Source organism: Pseudomonadota bacterium (genome assembly GCA_030860485.1).
Classification (GTDB): Bacteria; Pseudomonadota; Gammaproteobacteria; order JACCXJ01; family JACCXJ01; genus JACCXJ01.
On record JALZID010000083.1, the window covers coordinates 1 to 20,328 of the forward strand.

At 64.2% G+C, this 20,328-nt stretch carries 21 protein-coding genes; 11 read left to right on the forward strand and 10 right to left on the reverse strand.

The features are described 5' to 3' along the window. Positions 1–190 precede the first annotated feature (190 nt). The 4 genes from M3461_04845 to M3461_04860 all read right to left on the reverse strand — a co-directional run bounded on the left by M3461_04845 (position 191) and on the right by M3461_04860 (position 7,132). Entirely contained in the window at positions 191–2,416 is a 2,226-nt protein-coding gene (locus tag M3461_04845) for an acetate--CoA ligase family protein (GenBank protein MDQ3773725.1), read from the reverse strand. A 244-nt stretch (positions 2,417–2,660) separates the two neighbouring features. Further along, positions 2,661–4,823, reverse strand: a complete 2,163-nt coding sequence (locus M3461_04850; GenBank protein ID MDQ3773726.1) for an acetyl-CoA hydrolase — start codon at positions 4,821–4,823, stop codon at positions 2,661–2,663. A gap of 88 nt (positions 4,824–4,911) precedes the next feature. Continuing rightward, a complete protein-coding gene (locus tag M3461_04855; protein MDQ3773727.1) occupies positions 4,912–5,979 on the reverse strand; it encodes a saccharopine dehydrogenase NADP-binding domain-containing protein in 1,068 nt (355 codons plus the stop codon). Positions 5,980–6,214: 235 nt separating this feature from the next. Continuing rightward, entirely contained in the window at positions 6,215–7,132 is a 918-nt protein-coding gene (locus tag M3461_04860) for a DUF2236 domain-containing protein (GenBank protein MDQ3773728.1), read from the reverse strand. 131 nt (positions 7,133–7,263) lie between these two features. Between M3461_04860 and M3461_04865 the strand changes: the two genes are divergently transcribed. Beyond that, a complete protein-coding gene (locus tag M3461_04865; protein ID MDQ3773729.1) occupies positions 7,264–7,887 on the forward strand; it encodes an alpha-ketoglutarate-dependent dioxygenase AlkB in 624 nt (207 codons plus the stop codon). Here M3461_04865 and M3461_04870 read toward each other — a convergent pair. Then, positions 7,884–8,243, reverse strand: coding sequence for a DUF1428 domain-containing protein (locus M3461_04870; protein ID MDQ3773730.1), 360 nt, complete (start codon positions 8,241–8,243; stop codon positions 7,884–7,886). The genes M3461_04865 and M3461_04870 overlap by 4 nt on opposite strands. A gap of 476 nt (positions 8,244–8,719) precedes the next feature. Here M3461_04870 and M3461_04875 point away from each other — a divergent pair, with 476 nt between their 5' ends. From M3461_04875 to M3461_04895, 5 genes are all read left to right on the forward strand, one after another. Continuing rightward, positions 8,720–9,763: an MBL fold metallo-hydrolase gene (locus M3461_04875; protein ID MDQ3773731.1), complete on the forward strand. Its 1,044-nt coding sequence runs from the start codon at positions 8,720–8,722 to the stop codon at positions 9,761–9,763. A 136-nt stretch (positions 9,764–9,899) separates the two neighbouring features. Then, entirely contained in the window at positions 9,900–11,093 is a 1,194-nt protein-coding gene (locus tag M3461_04880; GenBank protein ID MDQ3773732.1) for a beta-lactamase family protein, read from the forward strand. A gap of 25 nt (positions 11,094–11,118) precedes the next feature. Further along, a complete protein-coding gene (locus tag M3461_04885; protein ID MDQ3773733.1) occupies positions 11,119–11,304 on the forward strand; it encodes a hypothetical protein in 186 nt (61 codons plus the stop codon). A gap of 13 nt (positions 11,305–11,317) precedes the next feature. Then, positions 11,318–12,148, forward strand: a complete 831-nt coding sequence (locus M3461_04890; GenBank protein MDQ3773734.1) for an NAD(P)-dependent oxidoreductase — start codon at positions 11,318–11,320, stop codon at positions 12,146–12,148. Between the two features lie 48 nt (positions 12,149–12,196). Then, on the forward strand, positions 12,197–13,024 hold the full coding sequence (locus M3461_04895) for an SDR family NAD(P)-dependent oxidoreductase (protein ID MDQ3773735.1): 828 nt from the start codon (positions 12,197–12,199) through the stop codon (positions 13,022–13,024). A gap of 340 nt (positions 13,025–13,364) precedes the next feature. On the opposite strand, the gene M3461_04900 is transcribed toward M3461_04895, so the two are convergent. From M3461_04900 to M3461_04910, 3 genes are all read right to left on the reverse strand, one after another. Further along, the gene (locus M3461_04900) at positions 13,365–13,514 is read right to left on the reverse strand and encodes a septal ring lytic transglycosylase RlpA family protein (protein MDQ3773736.1); all 150 of its coding nucleotides are present in this window, start codon (positions 13,512–13,514) and stop codon (positions 13,365–13,367) included. After that, positions 13,498–13,896: a hypothetical protein gene (locus M3461_04905; GenBank protein MDQ3773737.1), complete on the reverse strand. Its 399-nt coding sequence runs from the start codon at positions 13,894–13,896 to the stop codon at positions 13,498–13,500. The genes M3461_04900 and M3461_04905 overlap by 17 nt, the downstream gene beginning before the upstream one ends. A gap of 873 nt (positions 13,897–14,769) precedes the next feature. Next, a complete protein-coding gene (locus M3461_04910; protein ID MDQ3773738.1) occupies positions 14,770–15,216 on the reverse strand; it encodes a BON domain-containing protein in 447 nt (148 codons plus the stop codon). 153 nt (positions 15,217–15,369) lie between these two features. Here M3461_04910 and M3461_04915 point away from each other — a divergent pair, with 153 nt between their 5' ends. Both M3461_04915 and M3461_04920 read left to right on the forward strand, forming a co-directional pair. Beyond that, positions 15,370–15,525, forward strand: a complete 156-nt coding sequence (locus M3461_04915) for a hypothetical protein (GenBank protein MDQ3773739.1) — start codon at positions 15,370–15,372, stop codon at positions 15,523–15,525. Between the two features lie 363 nt (positions 15,526–15,888). Next, positions 15,889–16,107 (forward strand): hypothetical protein, encoded by a 219-nt coding sequence (locus M3461_04920; protein MDQ3773740.1) that lies wholly within the window; start codon positions 15,889–15,891, stop codon positions 16,105–16,107. A gap of 42 nt (positions 16,108–16,149) precedes the next feature. Here M3461_04920 and M3461_04925 read toward each other — a convergent pair whose 3' ends face one another. Then, a complete protein-coding gene (locus M3461_04925) occupies positions 16,150–16,548 on the reverse strand; it encodes a hypothetical protein (GenBank protein MDQ3773741.1) in 399 nt (132 codons plus the stop codon). A 33-nt stretch (positions 16,549–16,581) separates the two neighbouring features. Next, on the reverse strand, positions 16,582–16,962 hold the full coding sequence (locus M3461_04930) for a hypothetical protein (GenBank protein MDQ3773742.1): 381 nt from the start codon (positions 16,960–16,962) through the stop codon (positions 16,582–16,584). Between the two features lie 117 nt (positions 16,963–17,079). Between M3461_04930 and M3461_04935 the strand changes: the two genes are divergently transcribed. From M3461_04935 to M3461_04945, 3 genes are all read left to right on the forward strand, one after another. Then, the gene (locus tag M3461_04935; protein MDQ3773743.1) at positions 17,080–17,733 is read left to right on the forward strand and encodes a hypothetical protein; all 654 of its coding nucleotides are present in this window, start codon (positions 17,080–17,082) and stop codon (positions 17,731–17,733) included. Further along, positions 17,640–19,262: a hypothetical protein gene (locus tag M3461_04940; GenBank protein MDQ3773744.1), complete on the forward strand. Its 1,623-nt coding sequence runs from the start codon at positions 17,640–17,642 to the stop codon at positions 19,260–19,262. The genes M3461_04935 and M3461_04940 overlap by 94 nt, the downstream gene beginning before the upstream one ends. Before the next feature lie 40 nt (positions 19,263–19,302). Next, positions 19,303–20,328 (forward strand): IS5 family transposase (locus tag M3461_04945; protein ID MDQ3773745.1); only part of this gene is annotated, 1,026 nt, incomplete at its 3' end.

Genomic DNA, 20,328 nt, shown 5'->3' on the forward strand with positions numbered 1-20,328 from the left:
GGACTTACCGCCGCCGCGGTACCGACGACTGCCACCAACTCCCGATGCCCTCGTGCCTTGACCCGTAAGACACAGAAGCCCGTCTCCTCGCTGTGAAACGTGACCCGCTCCACCGATCCCGAGAGCCGTTCTCGTGGCGCTGACACCTGAGCCGACATGCGATGGATGATACGCCGTCATGGCCGACGATCTAGCACGCCGCCGCAGCCCCGGCCACGCTCTGCGGCTTTTTCGGCCCCGCGAGCTTGATCCGCGCGTCCACCGCGATCGCGCCCTTCCCGACCGGGAGCACACGCACCGGGTTCAGGTCCATCTCCTCGATCTCGGGGAAGTCGCACACGAGCTGGCTCACCCGCAGCATCACGTCCTTCAGCGCGGGAATGTCCGCGGGAGGAGCGCCGCGGAATCCCGCGAGCAGCTTGCTGCCCTTCACCGACCCGATCATGCGATCCGCGTCCACGTCCGCGATAGGCGCGACGCCCCAGGCCACGTCCTTGAGGATCTCCACCGCGACGCCGCCGAGACCGTACATGAGGAGATGGCCGAACGCGGGATCGAGCGAAACGCCGACGATCGTCTCCACGCCTTCCGGCGCCATCTCCTGCACGACGACGCCTTCCATCTCCTTGTCCTTGCCGAGCGTCTTGAGCGCGTTCTGGATGTCGTAAAACGCCTGCTGGGCGGCGGCGTCCTGGAGGTTGAGCTTCACGCCACCGACCTCGGTCTTGTGCGTGAGCGTGCGCGACTCGAGCTTCACCGCGACGGGAACGCCGAACCGCTTCGCGAGCCGCGCGGCGTCGTCAGCCGTCTTCGCGAACGCCGTCTGCGGCATGCGGATGCCGTAGGCGTCGAGCACGTCGCGGACGCCGCCGGCATCGAGCCAGAAGGAGGAGATCGCATTCTCGCGCGCCCCCGAGATCGCCTTCGCCGCGCGGTCTTTCTCCACGCGGAACCGCGGGAAGACAGGCTCCGGCAGGCGCTTCCACTTGCCGTAGTCGACGGCGCGCGATAGCGCGATCGCGGCCGCCTCGGGGAACGCGTACGACGGCACCTTGCCCGCCTGCAGGGTCGCCAGGCTCTCCGGCACGCCGCGCGTGCCGAGGAAGCACGCGAGGATGGTCTTCTCCTTCGCGGCGGGAGCGGTGGCGAGCGCCTCGCGCACCGCCGCCGCGACCGCCGGCGCCTCGGTGATGATCGGAGGCACGAAGATCACGAGCAGGCTGTCTACCTGCGGATCCTCGAGAAGGACGCGCACCGTTTTGCCGTAGGACTCGGCGCTCGCGCTCACGATCATGTCCACCGGGTTCTTCACGGACGCGTCGCTCGGGAGGAACCCGCGCAGCTTCTCCATGGTGGCCTCGGAGAGCGGAGTGACCACGAGCCCGCGGCTCTCGCACGCATCGGTCGCCATGATCCCAGGGCCGCCCGCGTTGGTGACGATCGCCAGCCGGTTCGACGCCGGCACGGGCTGATTCGCGAGGAGCATCGACATGTCGAAGAGCTCCTCGATGGTGTCCGTCCGGATGACGCCCGTCTGCGCGAAAAGCGCGTCGACCGCCGAATCCTCGCCCGCCAGCGCGCCCGTGTGCGAGCTCGCCGCGCGCGAGCCGGCCGCCGTGCGCCCGCTCTTCACCGCGACGATCGGCTTCTCCTTGGCGATCCGGCGCGCGAGATTGATGAACTTCCTCGGATTGCCGAACGACTCGAGATACAGAAGGATGACGTCCGTCTCCGGATCGGTCTCCCACCACTCGATGAGGTCGTTGCCGGAGATGTCGGCCTTGTTGCCGACCGAGACGAAGCTGCGTACGCCGATCCCGAGCTCCTTCGCATAGTCGAGGATCGCGAGTCCAAGCGCGCCAGACTGCGAGCTGAAGCTGACCCGCCCCCGGGGTGGCCAGGTGGGCGCGAAGGTCGCGCTCATGCGCACGGCGGGATCGGTGGTGAGCACGCCCAGGCAGTTCGGCCCGACCATACGCATACCGAACCCTCGCACCGTGGCCAGCAGCTTCGCCTGCAGCGCGCCACCGATCTCGCCGGTCTCGCCGAAGCCCGCCGAGATCACGATGAGCGCCTTCACGCCCTTGCGCCCGCAGTCCTCCGCCACGCCCTGCACGAAGTCACGCGGGACGACGATCACGGCGAGATCCACCTCGTCGGGGATATCCTTGATGCTCGGGTAGGCGCGCACCGACTGGACGGTCTTCGCCTTCGCGTTCACCGGGTAGACGGGGCCGGTGAAGGCGTGCGTGAGGAGGTTGTGGAAGATCTCGCCGCCGACGGAGCCGCGCTCTCGGCCGGCGCCGATCACGGCGATGGAGCGGGGGGCGAAGAGCGCGTTCAGATCCAACATGTAGCCGGGTATCTCGCGGCCGGGAACGCCCCGGCAACCCACGGTGACCAGCTTGGCCTGCACACCGGATCCGGGCGCCGCCGCGGTCTCGTCATCGATGAGGCCGAGTATATACGGTGGTCATCATCGAGCACAATCTCGACATCATCGCCGAGGCCCACTGGCTGATAGATCTCGGCCCGGAGGGCGGAAAAATACATGAGGATTCCGAGCACCGCCGGGAAGCCAGGGCCAGGGAGTGGCCCTGCTTGGCGCGCCGAGGATGCAACGCGAGATCCCGAGCGCAGCAGATTTTTTTCACAAGCTCTCAGCCCAGAAGCTCCCGGAGCTCGGTTGCCAACAGTCTCTGCAACAGCCTTTCGCGCATGTTCTGCGGCCGGTCGAGCTTCATGCGCTGCAGATACGGCCGCATGGGCGCCGAAATCCCCGGCCGCAGGAGCGCCGTCGCCACGGCCGCAGCCTTGCCGGCCGCCGTTTCCATCCGCTCGCGCAGCCGCTTCAATGCCTGGGCCAGCACCAGCTCCTCGGCTGTGTAGTCGGTGCCAAACGGAAACTCCGAGAACAACCCTGCGCGGCGATGTCCCGCGAGCGCCCTCTCCAGCGCCTCGGGAGTGTTGTTGCGGTGAGCGTCAGGGATCCGGTACTCGCGTGGGAGCTTGCCGGCCGCCTGTGCCTGACGTAACAGCTTGTCCTGAAAGCGCGCATCGGCGATGTTGAGCAGCGCCGCGATGACCTCGCTGTCCGTCTTGCCGCGCAGCTCTGCAATGCCGTACTCGGTGATCACCACATCACGCAGGTGTCGCGGGATAGTGGTGTGGCCGTAACTGAACACGAGGTTGGAGGTCGTGCGGCCGGCCTTGGTGCGCACACTGCGCACCGCCAACACCGAGTGCGCGCCGGGCAACGCATGTGCCATCGACACGAAGTTGTACTGTCCGCCGACGCCGCTCACGACCTGCCCATTGTCCAAGGTGTCCGAAACCGCCCCGCCGGTGATCGTGATCATCATCGCAGTGTTGATGAAGCGCGCATGCTGGCGCTGCGCGATGCGCCGCGCCGCGTCCTCACCGTAGAGCTGGTTGATGAAGCCCACGCTGCTCATGTTGAAAAGCCGCCGCTCGGCTTCGGGTAGGTCACGCAGCGCGGCATAGAAACCTTTGGGTCCCAGGAAAAAGCCGCCGTGCAGCAGCACGCCTTCGCGCAGGTGCGCGCCGAGACACTCGTGCGCAAGCCGTTCCCGCGTCACCGCGTCCGACAGATCGGCCGGCAGCCATTCGCCCTGTGGAGTGCGGATGCGGCCGCTCTCGTAACTGCAGTCGGCCGCAATGATACCCACCTGCTGCAAGGACGCGAACTCCGCTGCATTGAGGAGCGGCGGCAGTCCCGCCTCGAGTAGCCGCTCGAGCGTTCGAGCGTCGATGCATTCCGTGATCTTGCCTTCGTTGAGCAGTCCTTGGACGAGCGCGTGGCCATACACGCGCCGCTTGAGGATTCCGGATCGATATAGATCCAGAAAGCCGTCGACGAACATCTCGGTGCAGCCGTAGAGGCCGCGCTCGAACCGCTCGGTTTCGCCGATCTGCTCGATCTGCGGACCGAACCGTTCACGCATGCGACAGTCGTCGAGGACGCTTCGCCAGGTGGCGTTGTGCTGATGGCGCAGCTGCAGGCAGTAGACGATCGCATCCCCGAGCGCACCGATGCCGACCTGGAGCGTGCCCGCGTCCTTCACCAGGGCGCTGGCGTAGAGTCCGATCAGGTAGTCCACCGTGCCGATGGCGAGATTCGGCGGGCAGTACAGATCGTAGTCATAGCGAGAATGTTCGACGACGAAATCCAGAGCGCTCTCCGCGATCTGGGCACCGCCGAACATGAACGGCAGTTGGCGATTCACAACGCCGATGGTGACGATCTCGCGCCCGCTGCGGCGGGCGGCGTCGAGCTCCGGTAGCAGATCGACGCTCACGTCCGGGTTACAGCTCAGACTGTATTCCGTGCGCCCGTCGCTCACCCGCTTTGCGATCATCTGCGCAACGACGTTCACGCCGTGCGCGAGCACCTCGCGGGCGACATGCGTGTAGTTAGCGCTGAGGTAACGCTGTTGCGCGTAAGCATTACCCAAATAGGCGCCCGGCTCGAGGAAGAACTCGATGACTTCGATGTTGGACGGCACCTGGCCTGCGCGCACGGCCGCGACGTAGTCGAGCTCCGGGCAGTTGCCGAAGATCCGCGCGACGAACGGATCGAGGAAGCGGCGTTCGAGCTCGCCCGACGCTTGCGGCTTGCGCAGGCTCAAGCCGGTTAAAATTTTCAGCTCGGTCGACCGATCGCGGAGCGCGCGCCGGTAGAACTCATTTGCCAGCGGCACGGGGTTGCCGAGTGCGAGCGGCAATGCCAGCACGATGCGCTTGCCGACACGCCGGAGCGCGGCGTCGACACAATCACCGACATTGTCGAACTGCTGAGGCATGAGGAGGATTTGGAGCGTTACACGAAATACCGATGGAGGATAACCAAGATGAAGAACACTCGGAATAATACACGAAAAATAGTTCGAGCTAGGCAACGTCGTCGTCGTGGCGGCGCACTGCTTCGAAGCCGAGAATGAAGTCGGGGCCAAGCAGCTTGGCGGGCGTCGAGAACCCCTTCGCGACTTCGCCCGCGAGCGCGCGCTTGGCGATCTCGAGCGAAGTCAACGCGGTGAGCGTGTAGGCCTCCGGAGTCTGGAGCCACGCTTTCGCGGATCGTCCGGCAGGGTTGCGGGCTTCGGCCACGAGGAAACTCTTGCCGCGCTTGCGCTGCTCGTCGGTCGGCCCGGCCGGGCGCGCGTCGATGCGACGTTTGAGAAAGCTCTGCACTTTGCCGGAGCCGAGCACTGCGCCGAACCGCGAGCCGATCCGCGCTCCCCAGATCATCGCGCTCGTGGCGGGCACGTAGACTTCGATGTTGGGGATGCGCGTGCTATGGAAAGCGGTCGAGACGTCGCCCCACGGGATGGCCATCGAGCGCTTCTTGCCCGAGCCGTCCCCGTAGTCGATGTCGCGCACGAGCGATCCGGTAGGCACCGGCGTGAGCTTGCCGTCCCGCCGAACGAAGCCGCCGCGGTGTACGTTTTCGACCATCGTCGTGGCCGTGCCGTGAGAGACCGAGCCGAGGACGAAAAACCCCAGTGTCAGCTCGTGCGCGTCGGGCAGCTTTCGCGCAACGTGGAGCGCGAGGCAGTCGGACGGTACGACGTCGAAACCGGTGCCCGGCAAAAGCATCACGCCGGCGCTTCGTGCGTCGGCGTCGCGCGCCGCAGCGCTCTCGAAGACCGCGATTTCGCCGGTGATGTCGAGATAGTGCGCCCGCGCCGCCAAGCACGCGTCGATCATCGGCTTGGACGTGCGGCTGAATGGCCCGGCGCAATGCAAGACGACTTCGACGCCTGCCAACCCCGCGACCAGCGCTTCCGGATCGTCGAGCCCGAAGACTCGATGCTCGAAGCCGTACCGATCGGCGACCGCCCGAACACGCTCCGCGCTGCGACCGGCGACGATCGCCTGCTGCTTGCGCTCCGCCGCGAATCGCGCTGTGAGCTCGCCCGTGTAGCCGTTTGCCCCATAGATCAAGAGCGCGCCAGTCATCGGCTTCGCCTCATATCACGGGCGCGCGAGCGAACCTCTTTCGCACGGGTCTCGATTTGCTTCCAACCAAGGCGTTGCAAGGAAGGGATCGGGGTCCCGTAGTAGCCATGGGAATCCCCGCCCAGTCGATGGCGCTTTGACACATGGGACGATCGGTCTGATCCCTCAGCTCAATGCGCCCGAGCTCGCGGCGGCCCTCCAGCGGCCGAGGGGCCCCGGGGCTCTCGCGAGCGCCTCAGGGCCGAGGGCTTCGGAGCGCGGCCACGGGGCATTCCGAGCGGCGGGCGGCTGCGCGCGCCGCTGGCCAGTAGCGGAGCACCGGCGGGGTCAGCCGCAGCAGGGCGCGCACGTGCCAGGCGAGCCCGCGCAGGGCCGTGTCGCGCCGCGCGCTCCAGGGAAAGCCATAACCGGCCCGGATCGCCGGCGGCAGGAGCCCGATGGTGGTGAAACGCAGGACGGCGGTGGCCGGCGCGCCAAGCCGAGGGACGTGGGGATGGAGAATCGCGCGGGCCAGGGTGCGCGCGCTGTCGGTGACGGCGATCTCTCCCCGGGCTAGCATCCCGTCCATGTACCGGTCGAGCTCGGTTGCGCTCCGCGGGAGCCATCCGACGGGAATGCCGAGGCCTCCCACTATCGCGGTAGCCTCGGCACAGTAGCGGTCCCGGTCCTCGGGGGCCATGCGGTCCACGAAGAGCTCATAGACGCGGAGGTTCATGTGGACCAGGGTGGCGTGCACCCACAGGAGGAGCGCCGGATCGTGGGCCGAGTAGGGCGTCCCGGCGGGGAAGATGCCTGCGGCCTCGGCCAGGTGTCCGTGCACGCGATCGTGGATTGCGTTGATGCGTTCCAAAGCGATCTGCGCGTCCCGCTCCGTGCCGAAAGAGAGCCGGAGCATGGCAGCGACGGTGTGGTGCAAGCGGCGGCGCCAGCCATAGCGCTCGGTACGGAACGTGCCGTGGTCGGCCACCCCGCGCGCCACCAGCGGGTGCGCGAGCTGGAGCAGGATGGCCGGACTCCAGGCGAGGAGCAGCACGATCTCTCGCTGGAGCTTCGAGGCCAGGGGGCCGGCGCGGAGCGGCCCGTCGGGGAGAGTCACGGGGCTCAAGGAGCGGGGACCCGGGGTGGTCGCCGGGCAGGACAGCTTCGTGCGCATCGAGCGGCACTCTGCGCGGAGTCCGGGAACCCTGTCAAGGAGGCACTCCCCTGCTTGGACCACCGCGCTCCGCGAAGGCGGGACCATCGGCGCACAGCACCGGCCCCTGGTAGACTCTGACCTGTCCTTACATGCGCACCACGCTCACTACCAGCGCCTGGATCGAGCACGAGCCGACATGGTTCCCCAGGCCCGAGGCCGATGCGCTCCTCGAGACCCTCCGCCACGAGCTCGTCTGGGAGCAGCGCGAGGTCGTGCTCTTCGGCCGGCGTGTCCTCCAGCCCCGGCTCATTGCCTGGGCCGGCGATCTCGGCTACCGCTACTCGGGCCAGACCCTCGAGCCCCGCGCTTTTACGGCGGCCATGGAGCGCCTCCTCTGGCGGGTGCGCAAGCGCACTGGCGTGCCCTTCAACCACGTGCTCGTGAACCGGTATCGGGACGGGGGCGACAGCATGGGGTTCCACGCGGATGACGAGCCTGAGCTCGGCGAGGATCCCGTAGTGGCCAGCCTCTCGCTCGGCGCGCCTCGCCGGTTCGTCTTGAAGCCGCGGCGCCGCCACGGGGGCGAGCGCCACACGCTCGACCTCGGCCGCGGGAGTCTCGTCGTGATGGGCGGCACCTGCCAACGGGACTACTACCACGGCGTTCCGCGGCAGGCAGGCCTCCTCGGCGAGCGGATGAGCCTCACGTTCCGAAAAATTTTGACAGCGGCTGACCGGGGTAGAGAGAATCAAGGCGGGCGGTATCGTGGCTAAAGATCAACCATCACCTTGAAGCCGCCGTAGATCATGCGCTTGCCGTCGAAGGGCATGGCCTTGGGGTCCATCATGCTCCCCAGGCGCGGGTCCTTCATCACCTTGGCGTTGACCTTGTCGCGATGCGCACGGCTCTTGAAGACGATGTACGCGAAGACCACCGTCTCGTCGTCCTTCAGCTTCACGCTCTGCGGGAACGACGTCCGCTTGCCCGGCTTTACGTCGTCCGCAACGGCCTCGATGTAGAGGAGCGCACCATGCTCGCGCCAGATCTTTCCGGCCTTCCTCGCCATGCGCCGGTAGGCCTGCACGTTTTTCTGCGGGACTGGAAGCACGAAACCATCCACGTATGCCATCGTCATCCTCCTCGCTGAGATTTCGGAATCGATTACTCTTGCTTGATCGCCGTCCCTCCGCCAAAGGCCGCGGAAGCGGCTTGCATCATATCTGTTTAGCGCAAGGTGCTGCGGATGTCCATAGGGGCCAGGACTTCCTGGACGAGACGGGTGTTGGTGTCGGCGTTGTGAGGACCCGCAGCCGTGGCGCAGCATGTGGGGATAGACGCGCATGGGCAGGCCGGCGGCCTCGCCGGCCCGGCGCAGTGTGTACTGGATGGCAGCGGCGCTCATCACCAAGCTCCGACAGGAAAACGAAGGGACTATCGCGCGCAACACGTCGCCCTACGACGGGCTGCGTGGCGCTCTTGCTCCCGCTCGAATAAACAATAACCCCGCCGCGCTGTCTGAAGGCTCGGATCAACCACGTTCGCAACCATGCAGGCTCGTTACAGCACATCACACAGGCCGGGACGCCGTCATGAGCGGGGCGGTTCATGAACCACTGGTCAGTATTACGTCTGGTGCGCATGCTGCCGGCGCCGAAGCCGCACAACCCATACTTCGACGCGGCGAAGCGCCATCACACGCCGGTCGGCTTCCGCAACAATCATCCCCGTGTCCCGCCCACGCAGGAGGAGTTGGCGCGCCTGCGGCGCGATCTCGGTGCGAAGGCGCCGGCCGGCGCGCCGCAGATCGACCTCTCGCCGGTGGCGCCGGATCTGGCGCTGCTGCAGGCCAACCGCACGCGACACACGGTCACCTGGATCGGGCATTCCACCGTGCTGGTGCAGACAGGCGGGCGCAACCTCATCACCGATCCGATGTTCTCGCGGCGCGCCTCGCCCCTGCCTTTCACCGGCCCACGGCGCCACCAGCCGCCCGGCATCGCGCTCTGCGATCTGCCACTCATCGATCTGGTGCTGATCTCCCACAGCCACTACGATCATCTCGACTTGCCCAGCGTGCGGGCGCTTTCGCGCCAGCGCGGCGCACCGCCCGGCTTCGCCGTGCCGCTGGGGCTGGAACGCTGGTTCCGCCGCCGGCTGCCCAATGCGAACGTCGTGGCGCTGGACTGGTGGGAGAGCCGCGCGGTGGCGGGTATGACGGTGACGCTGGTGCCGGTCCACCACTGGAGCGCGCGCACCCCCTGGGACGGCAACAGCACCCTGTGGGGCGGTTGGGCTGCGGAACGCGCGGGCTTTCGTTTCTTCTTCTCCGGCGATACCGCCTACTCGCAGGATTTTCCCGAGATCGGCCGCCGGCTCGGCCCGTTCGACCTCGCCGCCATCGCCATCGGCCACTACGAGCCGCGCTGGTTCATGCGCAACAACCACATCAATCCGGAGGAGGCGGTGCGCATCCACGGCGAGATCGGCGCGCGCCGCTCGCTCGGCATCCATTGGGGGACCTTCGAGCGCCTGACACAAGAGCCCCTGGACCAGGCGCTGCGCGATCTTGCTGCGGCACGGCTGGCCCGAGGTGTGGCGGAGGAGGAGTTTTTCGTGCTGCGGCACGGCCAGACCCGTGTGATCGAATGATCGGGGACAGCCGTGCCTTCTCGGGCGCGGCCGAGTGAACGCCGCTCCCACCGAAAGTGCAACCATCACTTCTTCCCGCTGGACTCTACGAGCAGGCTCGCTATCCTTCGCCTACGTCATACGGACAAGGGGCACGATGAACGTCCAGGGGTCTTGCGACGCTCAGTTTCAAGCGGTACGAGGCGAATTTGAGCGGAATTTCCAGGAGCGCGGGGAGATCGGCGCCTCGGTCTGTGTCGTTCTCGGCGGGCAAATCGTGGTGAACCTGTGGGGCGGGACGGCGCGCGGCGATACGGGTACGCCTTGGACGGAGGGAACCGTGAGCCTGATCTTCTCGTCCACCAAAGGGGCGACGGCCCTCTGCGCGCACGTGCTCGCTTCGCGGGGTCTCCTGGATCTCGATGCGCCGGTGGCCGAGTACTGGCGCGAGTTCGCCCAGGCACGCAAGGGCTCCATCACGGTAAAGATGCTCCTGAACCACCAGGCAGACCTGCCGGCGCTGCGTGGCACCTTGTCACGAGGCGCGTTCTACGATTGGGACTTCATGATCGCCACACTCGAGAAGGAGGAGCCGTTTTGGCAACCGGGTACCCGGACCGGATACCACGGCTTCACGTTCGGCTGGCTGGTGGGCGAGGTGGTTCGGCGTGTATCGGGGAAGTTATTGGGCACCTTCTTTCAGGACGAGGTCGCCAGACCGTTAGGAATCGATTTCTGGATCGGGCTACCGAGACATCTGGAGTCGCGTGTCGCACGCATGATCCCGGGCGCACTCGACACCACGACCCGATTTTTCGCGGCGCTCCAAGATCCTAGCTCCCTCCCATCGCTCATGTTTCTAAATACGGGCGGGTACATGGCGGAGCCCGATTACGACTCGCCTGTCGCTCACACCGCCGAGATCGGAGGATCGGGCGGTATCACCAACGCGCGTGGCCTCGCGTGCCTGTATGCCCCCCTCGCCACCGGCGGGAAGGGGCTCGCCACCCGAGACGCGATTGCCCGGATGGCGGCCGTCTCCTCGGCGACGGGCCGCGACGCCGTCCTCCTGATGCCCACGCGGTTCTCGTTGCGGTTCATGAAGAGCATGGACAATCGCCGGCTAGCGCGCGGCCAGGACAACAGCGTCATTCTGTCTGAGGAGGCATTCGGGCATGCCGGATTCGGTGGCTCGATCGGATTTGCCGACCCGAAAGCAGAGATGTCGTTCGGGTACACGATGAACAAGATGGGGGCGGGCGCCGGGCTGACTGAGCGCGGCCAGCGCCTGGTCGACGCCGCATACCGCTGTCTCGGCTATCGGTCCAGCGCTTCCGGCGCCTGGGCATGAAAGCCCTACACCCCGAGATGGCGATATGAACGGCCGCGTGCTCATCATCGCGGGCTCCGACTCCGGAGGAGGGGCGGGGATCCTCACCGCCATTGAACATCCCCCCGTGATTACCAAGATCCTCACCCATCTCGGTTTGCCTGCCGCGCCGATCCCGCGCGCTTCGCGCGCCAGATCGCCGATGCCTTCTACAAGTTGGCTGAAAGAGTAGACCAAGCGGTGCTATGAGCCTTGCCGGCAAGACGCTGTTCATCACCGGCGCGTCGCGCGGCATCGGGAAGGCGATCGCGTTGCGCGCCGCGGGCGACGGCACGAACGTCGCGATCGTCGCCAAGACCGAGCAGCCGCATCCGAAACTGCCGGGCACGATCTACTCCGCCGCCGAAGAGATCGAAGCCGCAGGCGGGCGAGCCTTGCCGATGCCGGTGGACATCCGGAACGACACCAAAGTCGCCGAGGCGGCGAAGCGCTGCACGGAGCACTTCGGCGGCATCGATATCCTGGTCAACAACGCGAGTGCGATCTCGCTCACCGGCACGCTCGAGACGCCGATGAAACGGTTCGACCTCATGTTCGGCGTGAACGTGCGCGGCACGTATTGCTGCTCGCAGGCCTGCATCCCTTACCTCAAGCGGTCGGCGAAGGCCGGCCGCAATCCGCACATCCTCAATCTCGGGCCGCCGCTCAACCTGGACCCGAAGTGGTTCAAGCATCACAGCGCCTACACGATGGCGAAATACGGCATGAGCATGTGCGTGATCGGCATGGCGGAGGAGTTTCGCGCCGACGGCATCGCGGTGAACGGGCTCTGGCCGCGAACGGTCATTCACACCGCCGCATTGGCGATGATCCCCGGCGTCGATCCCAACCGCTGTCGCACGCCGGAGATCCTTGCCGATGCCGCATACATCATCCTGAACCGCGACAGCCGCAAGCACACCGGCAATCTCTACATCGACGAGGAGGTGCTCACCGCCGAGGGCGTCGTCGATCTCGCGCGCTATGCGGTGGTGCCAGGCGCGACGAATTTGCTGCCCGATCTGTTCGTCGATTGACGCACCACGGAGTAAGATTGCGACACTGAGCAGCCCGTCGGCCGCCTCATGAAGACGAATATTACGCTGGTCACGGGCTGTTCCACGGGCATCGGCCGCGCGCTGGCCGAAGAATTCCACCGTCGGGGACATGTGGTGTATGCCACGGCGCGCCGGGTGAGCACGCTGAGTGCGTTTGAGGCGCGTGGTATCCGGACGGCCACGCTCGATGTGACGGATGCAGAGAGTATCCGCCGCCTGCAGACGCGTCTTCAGCACGACGGTGTCACCGTGGCGCTCCTGATCAACAATGCGGGCTACGGCGCGCTGGGACCGCCCGCCGAGCTGCCCATGAACGAGCTGCGCCTTCAGTTCGAGACGAATGTGTTCGGTATGGTGGCTTTGGTCCAGGCGCTGCTGCCCGATATGGTGCGCCAACGTTCCGGGCGGATCGTCAATATCAGCAGCGTATCGGGTGTGCTGCCCACGCCCTTCGCAGGCGCCTACTGCGCCACCAAGGCGGCGGTGAATGCGCTCTCCGATTCCCTGCGCATGGAGTTGCAGCCCTTCGGCATTGCGGTCATTACGGTCCAGCCTGGGGGCGTTGCATCTCAGTTCAGTGCGACCGCGGCTAAACGCAGTAACCTAAAGGACGCTTCTCTGTACGCGGCCGTCACGGATGCGATTGCTGCGCGCGTAGGAGCTTCGCAGGCGCGAACGACGCCCGCTGAGGTGTTTGCGCGTAAGATGGCAGACGCAGTGCTAGCGCCCAATCCGCAGGCCGTCGTCCGGATCGGTCACCACAGTCTTCTCTTACCGTTCCTCAAGCGCTGGCTGCCCACCCGCGCGCTTGATCGCGTGCTGAGCCGGCGCTTTCGGTTGGACCGGCTTTCATAGTGCGTATTCAGCCAAACCCAGCACCTTTTCCTATCGAGCGCTGTTCGCGACCAGGATACGTCGAGACCAGCAACGAATGACTGCCTGCGGCCACAAGCGGTCGCTCACCCTCCAAAGCGGTATTCTTCAGTCGGTGGAGTCCCCCGAGTGTGACAGCGAAGGCCGGAATCTGACTTCTCAACCCTCACACCGCCTCGGCCGATGCGGTAGCGTTCGGGGTGGGCGCGGAAGTCGATCCGGCGGAACGGCAGGGGATAGTCAAACGGCGTCGCTCAGGCAAGTAGTAAGTAGTCAGCATTCAGTGGTCACTAGAGAAGGGATGAGCCATGCTGACTACTGGCTACTTGTCTTCCTTGGGCAGGTTTGCTTCGATCTTCACCGGCGCCTCGCCGTTTTTCTTGTCGATCCCAATCTCTTTGGCCGCGGCTTTCGATAGGTCGATGTCCCGGCCTTTGGCGTAGGGGCCGCGGTCGTTAATTTCTACCTCCACTGACTCCCCGGTCTCCAGGTTCGTCACTTTCGCTTCCGACCCGAGCGGGAGGGGTGGGGTGCGCGGCCGTCAGGTCGCCCTGGTCGAATTTCTCCCCGCCAGCCGTCTTCTTCCCGTGAAAGCCTTTGCCGTAGTACGACGCCTCGCCCACTTGCTCGATCACTTTCTCACCTCCGGTGCCGGTTTTCGTGCGGACGGTGTCCTCCACTAGGTCGTGCTTACCTTCGGCCTTCTCGGTCCGCTCGGCCCCTTTCTCGACCTTTTTGGCAACGGCCTCGACGCTTTGCGAGGCTTCGTCGGCGGCCGCGGCGCCGCAGAGCCAGAGCACGGACGCCGCAACGGCGGCGCGGAGTACGGGGAGTGCGCGTAACGGGGTGTCCATGGTAACGACCTCCTTGACTGACGTGAAAGGTTAACTCGACGAACAATCTGGTACACGACCAGCTGCTCGCACAAGCCTTACTCTGAAGCTGCACTGACTGTGCCGCGCTGGCCGCCTCAGCCTAAGTCACGGTGCCTTACCAAAGCTCTTATTCTTACGCCACGGCGAGGGACTACGCTGTCGGTAAGCGTTACCGCGGGACCTAGAGCGTACCGGCGCGATGAGGGTCCAGCCAGCAGCAGGCCGAACAGGCCGAGTCTCTGGGGTTGACGAGAATGAAGCATCGGTACGAACGAGACGATCCAGAGCCCCACCCGGGAAGACGAGCAGCATTGACAATACATACAGTGTCGGCCAGCTATGCGCAACCCCCCAAATGGGGGGTTTAATCGACAAGCGGTGTCTCTTTTTGTTTCTGCGTCGCCAGGGCTGGCGAGCAGGGAAGGGAGGGGCGCGGCCCCGACCTCGCGCAGGCATTCACAGGACGGCTTTTGTAGGGGTCCCCCCACCTCGCTCCTCGTCCAAGGTGCGCCGTAACTCGTCTGCACGGCCGGCGCCACCTGGAGAGACCTAGCATTGGGTGGCGCAGCGGCGAACTGCGGCGCGAGGCAGGTAGCGGACCGCGGGGGGACTTTAAAGTGGCGGTGGGACCTACCCAAATACCGCCAATTCTACCGCAGTGCACCGTAATAGAATCAATTAGTTATGGCTCTGAGAGGGATTTTTAAGTCCCTTGCGCATTGACATCGATGGCACCTGCGCGGCCGGAAAGAGAGACTTCTTCTGCTCGTTGATCACGAGCTTCACCAGGCCACCGGGGACATGCTGGGCAAGGCTTAAAGGGCAATCAGGGCGTCCAAGGCCCGCGCTCCATCATTTCACCGACAGCGCATTGTCCACGGCGATAACGCCGTCTACACGCTCGGCGATATCTTGCGCTCTCTGTTTTTTGTCGACGCTATCGACAGATCCGCTCAGCTGCACCCCGCCTATGAAGGTCTCCACCCCGATCGCCAGGCCAGCCGTGCCTGGGTCTTGCAACAGCGCCGCTTTGACCTTTGTCGTTATCACCGTATCGTCGGTAAGCTCCCCGACAGCCTCGTCGGTCCCGATCTCGTCGGTAGCCTCGCCCGGTGCTTCAACCGGCTGCTCCGCGGCCGTGGCTTTTTTCGCGGGCGGATCGGCCCGCACCTCTTTGCCGTAGCCGGCCTCGGCTATCTTAGCCCGGCCACTGTATGTCGTGTATGTCGCCGAAGCATCCTGTGCCGACAATGCAACTAAGATTATGACCGCGCAAGCGGCCGTGAGAGCTTTTTTCATGTGTAATCTCCATATCAAGCCAATTGTTTCCCTTCTAGCAGCGGGCAGACGACGCCTCGATCCGAGGCCGGCAATCTTGCCGAGAGACGACCACCATCCGTGGAACCGCGAAAAACTATAGTCCGGCTTCTGTGATGAAGTCAACAGTGCTCGGTGGACGATCCCGGCCCGCGGTACTTCGGCGAGGTCCGAGTCGATCTGCAGCGCTCGACCGTCGAACCCTACGATCGGAGCAAGACCGGTCCTGAGGGTGCGATCACCGAGTCGATTGAGCGCCTGGCGGCTGCGCGGCGCCGAGGGTCGACGTAGGGGCCGCCCCCGTAGGCGCCTAAACCCCTCGCATCTTCCTGGCGTCGATGCGCTTCAATGCTTCAGGTTGCTCCCGCAGCAGTCGCGCCAGTTCCCGCAGGATCGTCCGCGTGCGCCCTTGTAGGCGTTCCGGCTGGCCCTGGCCCCCATCTCGGTCCCCCCATTTGGGGGATGGCGCTGACCGACCGAAGAGACGATCATTGTGCCTCGCCCGCGACGGGACGGGTGACTGCGCGTGGAGTCTGAAGTTCAGGCGCTCGGAAAGCCCCTAGGCACCCGGTGCCGGCCGATGAAGCGCGAACCTGGCAAACGCCAGGTAGCCCGTATGAAACAGGTGAGCGGGGTTTAGTGAGGGATTCCGATATGCTTCGATCGGTCCAAAGGCTCGAGCGTCGCGGCGGGTTCCGCCCGCGGCTCTTCGATAATCGCAGTCGCTGGGAGTATCTGGAGTACCAAGCGATCGCCCGGGTCCAGGGAACGGAGGTACAGGCGCCCGCGCCCGTTATTCTGAACGACGCTCACGAGCGCCTGGAGGGCCTCCTCCGGCGCGCGGCATACCGGCCGGAGCAGCTCCCCGAGTAGCGCTGTTCCCCGGCATCACAGCTCTTCTTGCACCTCGTCCCGCTACGTTCGCGCAAGGGATGGAATCACGGGATACACGCGGGGCAACGGGAACCTACGTCCAAGGCCGCGCGCTCGGCTTGTCTCAAGAGGTCCACCGCGCCTTGGATGGCTATACTGTGTTTCTTGATAGTGGTGGTAGGTTCCATGCACGCTGGATGCGCGGCGGGTCTTATCGTAGGTGGAAGGCTGGTAACTGGTTGCCGCATCCTCCAACACTTCCGCCGTGAAGAAATCGGGATACTCCCGCGCCATCGTCCGTACGTCCTCCTCGGACATCTCACGCGGGACAGCTTCGAGACGCTGCTCCAGCTCCTCGTCGGACAGCGCCTGAAGCTCGGCCTCCAGGCCGGTAGGGAGGAGGCGTTCTAGACGGATAATACGTGCGGTGAGCCTGGCCATCGCTTTACTCCCTCTTCTTGCACAAGGCTTGTTCTAGCGCCGCAACACGCTCCGTGAGCTCCTCGACTTCAACCACCCGCGCCTGCGCGGAGATGGCCTGCATGAGGGCCGCGGCCTCATCGGGGTGATGTCGCCCTGGGCGCAGGCCCCGAGCACCGTCCGCCCCTGGCTCGCTGGGGTGTCGGCGCCCGGCAGGGTTAACGTTTCCGCCGCGCTCTTGAGTGCCGGCAAGGTGCGTTCGAGGATGAGCCGCGCGGCCTGGATATCGCCGCCCTTGGCGGCCGCGGCCAGGGTTTTCAGAATGGCCGGCACCTCCTTGAGCACGCCGTAGCGGAGATTGGAGCACCTCTCGCGCGCGCCCTCCTTGGGGTTGCCGCACTGTGCTGGTTTCCAGGATCCACCCGAGCGCGCCACGCTGTTTTCACTCTGCTTTGATCAGACCTCGTTATTTTACCCCGTACGGACGCACTGCCAGGCCTACCATCATCGAGGTCTTCGAGCGCTTTGGGGCGCGCTGTGCCATAAGGCCCAATGGTACCCCAGGCAAGCGAGCCCATCATCGACAGGACGCTCTGGGACGACGTGCAAGCCATCCTCGCCACCAACGGCAACACCGACCCGCGCCCAGGGGCCATTCCTGCTCAAGGGCGCCTTGGGGTCGGACGGGCGGGCGCTCACGCCCTGGTTCACGCGCAAGAGGAGCGGGCGGTTGTACCGCTACTGCCTGCCGGCCCGCGACAAAACAGGGCATGCGGGGCCTCCGGCCTGCCGCGCCTGCCGGCCACTGAGCTGAAGGGGGCCGTGCTGGAGCAGGTGCGCGGCATACTGCGGGCGCCAGGGATGGTGAACGACGTCGTCGCCCGAGCGGTTGAGCTCGACCCGATATTGGACGAGGCGCAGGTCACGGTGGCGATGATCCGGCTGGATGCGATATGGGACCAGCTCTTCCCGATCGAGCAGCAGCGGATCGTGCGGCTCCTGGTCGAGAAGGTGATCGTCTCGCCGAGCGATATCGAGATTAGGCTTGGGGCCAACGGCATCAAGGAACTGGCGCTTGAGCTGCGCCCGGCCGTGCCGGAGGAGGAAGCCGCATGGAACGCCTTGATAAGCTTCTCAATGCGAACGCGGGAAGAATCGTTCTCCTTTCAGGCGGATGGGGTGTTGGAAAGACCTTCCAGTGGGTAGCGGCCTTGAATCGGCATCGCGCCACTGCCCCAAATGAATCTGCTAGGTATGCGTACGTTTCGATGTTTGGCTTGGGTTCTGTGCCAGAGGTCCGGCGCCGTATTGCGGAAGAAATGGTGGCCTCGATTCGACTACCTGGAACCGGCACTATTGGCGATCAAGTCGAACCCGATGGCTGGAAACTCAAGCCGATGCAACTCATGAAGCTCCTCCCCGTGGTGCCGTATCTCTCGAAGCTCGAGGGTCTGGCCAGCGAATTGTCTTTTGGAGCGGTGCGAGACGCCGTCATTTGCTTTGACGATCTGGAGCGCGCCTCTCCACAACTCCGACTTGCCGACTTACTCGGCTTGGCTTTGTTCATGAAAGAGCAAAGAAACTGCCGCATTGTCCTACTTACAAACCCGGAGAAGCTCAAAGAGAGCGACAAGCCAGACCTTGAGCGGTATCTGGAGAGGGTCGTAGACGAGGTACTGCGTCTCCAACCGACTCCACAGGAAGCGGCCGAAATTGCATTCAAGGACAAAGCGTCGAAAGTAGCATCTTTGTTGGCCCCTCGTTTGATCGAACTCGGGGTTAACAATATCCGTGTAATCGCACGGCTTCATGATTTAGCGCTTGAGCTCGAATCAGCGCTAGCGGAGTACCGCGACGGGGTGTTGAACCAAGCAGTCCAGGCAGTGGCCCTCTTCGGTGTTGCCCATTTCCTACCTACCGACGACTTCCCTTCAGTGGCGTATTTGGAGACCTATGGGAGCGACGACTGGTTCCGATACACTCGGGATGTCAAGGAGCCCGCCGAGATGTCGAACGATGAGCGCAGGTACGCCACGTGGAATGAGCTACTTCAAAACTATGGGTACGGATCGACGGACGAGCTGGACCTCGAAGTGTCTCGCACTATTCAGCGTGGCTTCGTGGACGCCATAGCACTGCAAACCCCTGCGAGCAAGCTATCCGCGCAACTGGACGGTGCCGCAAGCCGACAGATTCTTACCAACGCGTGGGAAGTGTTATCGGGGTCGTTCGACAACAACAAAGACGAAGTCGTGAATGCCCTTGCGACCGCCGCAGTGGACTGTGTACAGACCATGGGGGTCCAGGATATGCACTCGATTTACAGCGTTTTGCTCGACCTCGGCGAAGACGAACGTGCGTCCCGAGCATTGGAATCATTCATAGCCGCGAATCAGCAACACCCTGAAGTGTTTGATCTCAGTAACAATCCGTTTTCCGGCTATATCACCTTAGCGGAGTTCCGCCACCGTATGCAGGCCGAACACGAAAAACACAATGTTCCTAAATCACTCGAATTCTCACTGGACAGCATTGACATCAAGCGCGGGTGGTCCGCGGAAGACTTGCAACGAGTCGCCGCTGCAACAGAACAAGAGATGTACGATGTATTGAGACCCGCAAAAGGATCTGTGCTCCGATCGCGCCTTAGGACTCTCACCGACTATGGGGCACCTCTAAAAATTGTCTTTGTCACGGCGAATTGTGGTTTACAGCGAGTCATGGCTAAGGGATAATGTGCAGGTAGCGAGACACTGAAGAGCGGAGTCGATGACGATGCATGGCCAGCCTGGCTTTTTTGATATTGAGCGGCGCGCCGCGAAGTTGACGGAGATGGGGGATCCCTTGGTGGGGTTGAACGCGGAGATTGACTGGGAAGCGTTCCGGCCTGATCTGAATCGGGTGCATGAGAAGGCGAGAAAGAGCAATGCCGGGGCCAAGCCGATAGATGTGGTTCTGATGTTCAAGATGCTGGTGCTGCAGCAACTGAACAATCTGTCGGATGATCGGATCGAATACCAGGTACGCGATCGGTTCTCCTTCATGCGTTTTCTGGGTCTGGAGCTGGAGGACCGCGTGCCGGATGCCAAGACCGTCTGGCTGTTTCGTGAACGGCTCAAAGAGCTGGAGCTTGTGGAAGTGCTGTTTGCCCGGTTTCATGAACAGCTGGCGGCCAAAGGTTATGTGGCCTGTGCGGGGCAGATGATAGACGCCACGTTTATCGAGGTGCCGCGCCAGCGCAACAGCCGAGAGGAGAACGCGCAGATCAAGACGGGAGAGCCGCCTGCGGAGTGGAAAGAGCACCCGGCCAAAGAACGCCAGAAGGATGTGGATGCGCGTTGGACCAAGAAGAACGAAGAGAGCCACTACGGTTACAAGAACCACATCAACGCCGATGAAGAGCACAAGCTCGTGCAAGACTACGAGGTAACGGATGCGGCGGTGCACGACAGCCAGGTATTTGAAGAACTCCTCGATCATACCCCTGGGCAGGACGGCATGAAACGGGCGGCCTATGCCGACAGCGCCTATCGTTCCCAGGCACACGAAGAGAAGTTGGCCGAGGAAGGCATCGAAAGTCAGATCTGCGAAAAAGGGATGCGCGGCCGTCCCTTGACCGACGAGCAAAAGCAGTCAAACCGAAGCAAATCCAAGGTTCGGGCGCGGGTCGAGCACATCTTCGGGGCTCAGGCCGCGATGGGCGGGCATATCGTGCGCACCATCGGGTTAAAGCGGGCACGAGTGAAGATCGGGATGATCAACCTGGTGTATAACATGAAGCGCTTGGTGCAACTGATCCGG

What these genes read in the sequence shown, in the direction of transcription:
- M3461_04850 (MDQ3773726.1), bottom strand. Translation starts at nt 4,823, where the DNA reads ATGCCTCAGCAGTTCGACAATGTCGGTGATTGTGTCGACGCCGCGCTC.
- M3461_04855 (MDQ3773727.1), bottom strand. Translation starts at nt 5,979, where the DNA reads ATGACTGGCGCGCTCTTGATCTATGGGGCAAACGGCTACACGGGCGAG.
- M3461_04860 (MDQ3773728.1), bottom strand. Translation starts at nt 7,132, where the DNA reads ATGCGCACGAAGCTGTCCTGCCCGGCGACCACCCCGGGTCCCCGCTCC.
- M3461_04865 (MDQ3773729.1), top strand. Translation starts at nt 7,264, where the DNA reads ATGCGCACCACGCTCACTACCAGCGCCTGGATCGAGCACGAGCCGACA.
- M3461_04870 (MDQ3773730.1), bottom strand. Translation starts at nt 8,243, where the DNA reads ATGGCATACGTGGATGGTTTCGTGCTTCCAGTCCCGCAGAAAAACGTG.
- M3461_04875 (MDQ3773731.1), top strand. Translation starts at nt 8,720, where the DNA reads ATGAACCACTGGTCAGTATTACGTCTGGTGCGCATGCTGCCGGCGCCG.
- M3461_04880 (MDQ3773732.1), top strand. Translation starts at nt 9,900, where the DNA reads ATGAACGTCCAGGGGTCTTGCGACGCTCAGTTTCAAGCGGTACGAGGC.
- M3461_04885 (MDQ3773733.1), top strand. Translation starts at nt 11,119, where the DNA reads ATGAACGGCCGCGTGCTCATCATCGCGGGCTCCGACTCCGGAGGAGGG.
- M3461_04890 (MDQ3773734.1), top strand. Translation starts at nt 11,318, where the DNA reads ATGAGCCTTGCCGGCAAGACGCTGTTCATCACCGGCGCGTCGCGCGGC.
- M3461_04895 (MDQ3773735.1), top strand. Translation starts at nt 12,197, where the DNA reads ATGAAGACGAATATTACGCTGGTCACGGGCTGTTCCACGGGCATCGGC.
- M3461_04905 (MDQ3773737.1), bottom strand. Translation starts at nt 13,896, where the DNA reads ATGGACACCCCGTTACGCGCACTCCCCGTACTCCGCGCCGCCGTTGCG.
- M3461_04910 (MDQ3773738.1), bottom strand. Translation starts at nt 15,216, where the DNA reads ATGAAAAAAGCTCTCACGGCCGCTTGCGCGGTCATAATCTTAGTTGCA.
- M3461_04920 (MDQ3773740.1), top strand. Translation starts at nt 15,889, where the DNA reads ATGCTTCGATCGGTCCAAAGGCTCGAGCGTCGCGGCGGGTTCCGCCCG.
- M3461_04925 (MDQ3773741.1), bottom strand. Translation starts at nt 16,548, where the DNA reads ATGGCCAGGCTCACCGCACGTATTATCCGTCTAGAACGCCTCCTCCCT.
- M3461_04935 (MDQ3773743.1), top strand. Translation starts at nt 17,080, where the DNA reads ATGGTACCCCAGGCAAGCGAGCCCATCATCGACAGGACGCTCTGGGAC.
- M3461_04940 (MDQ3773744.1), top strand. Translation starts at nt 17,640, where the DNA reads ATGGAACGCCTTGATAAGCTTCTCAATGCGAACGCGGGAAGAATCGTT.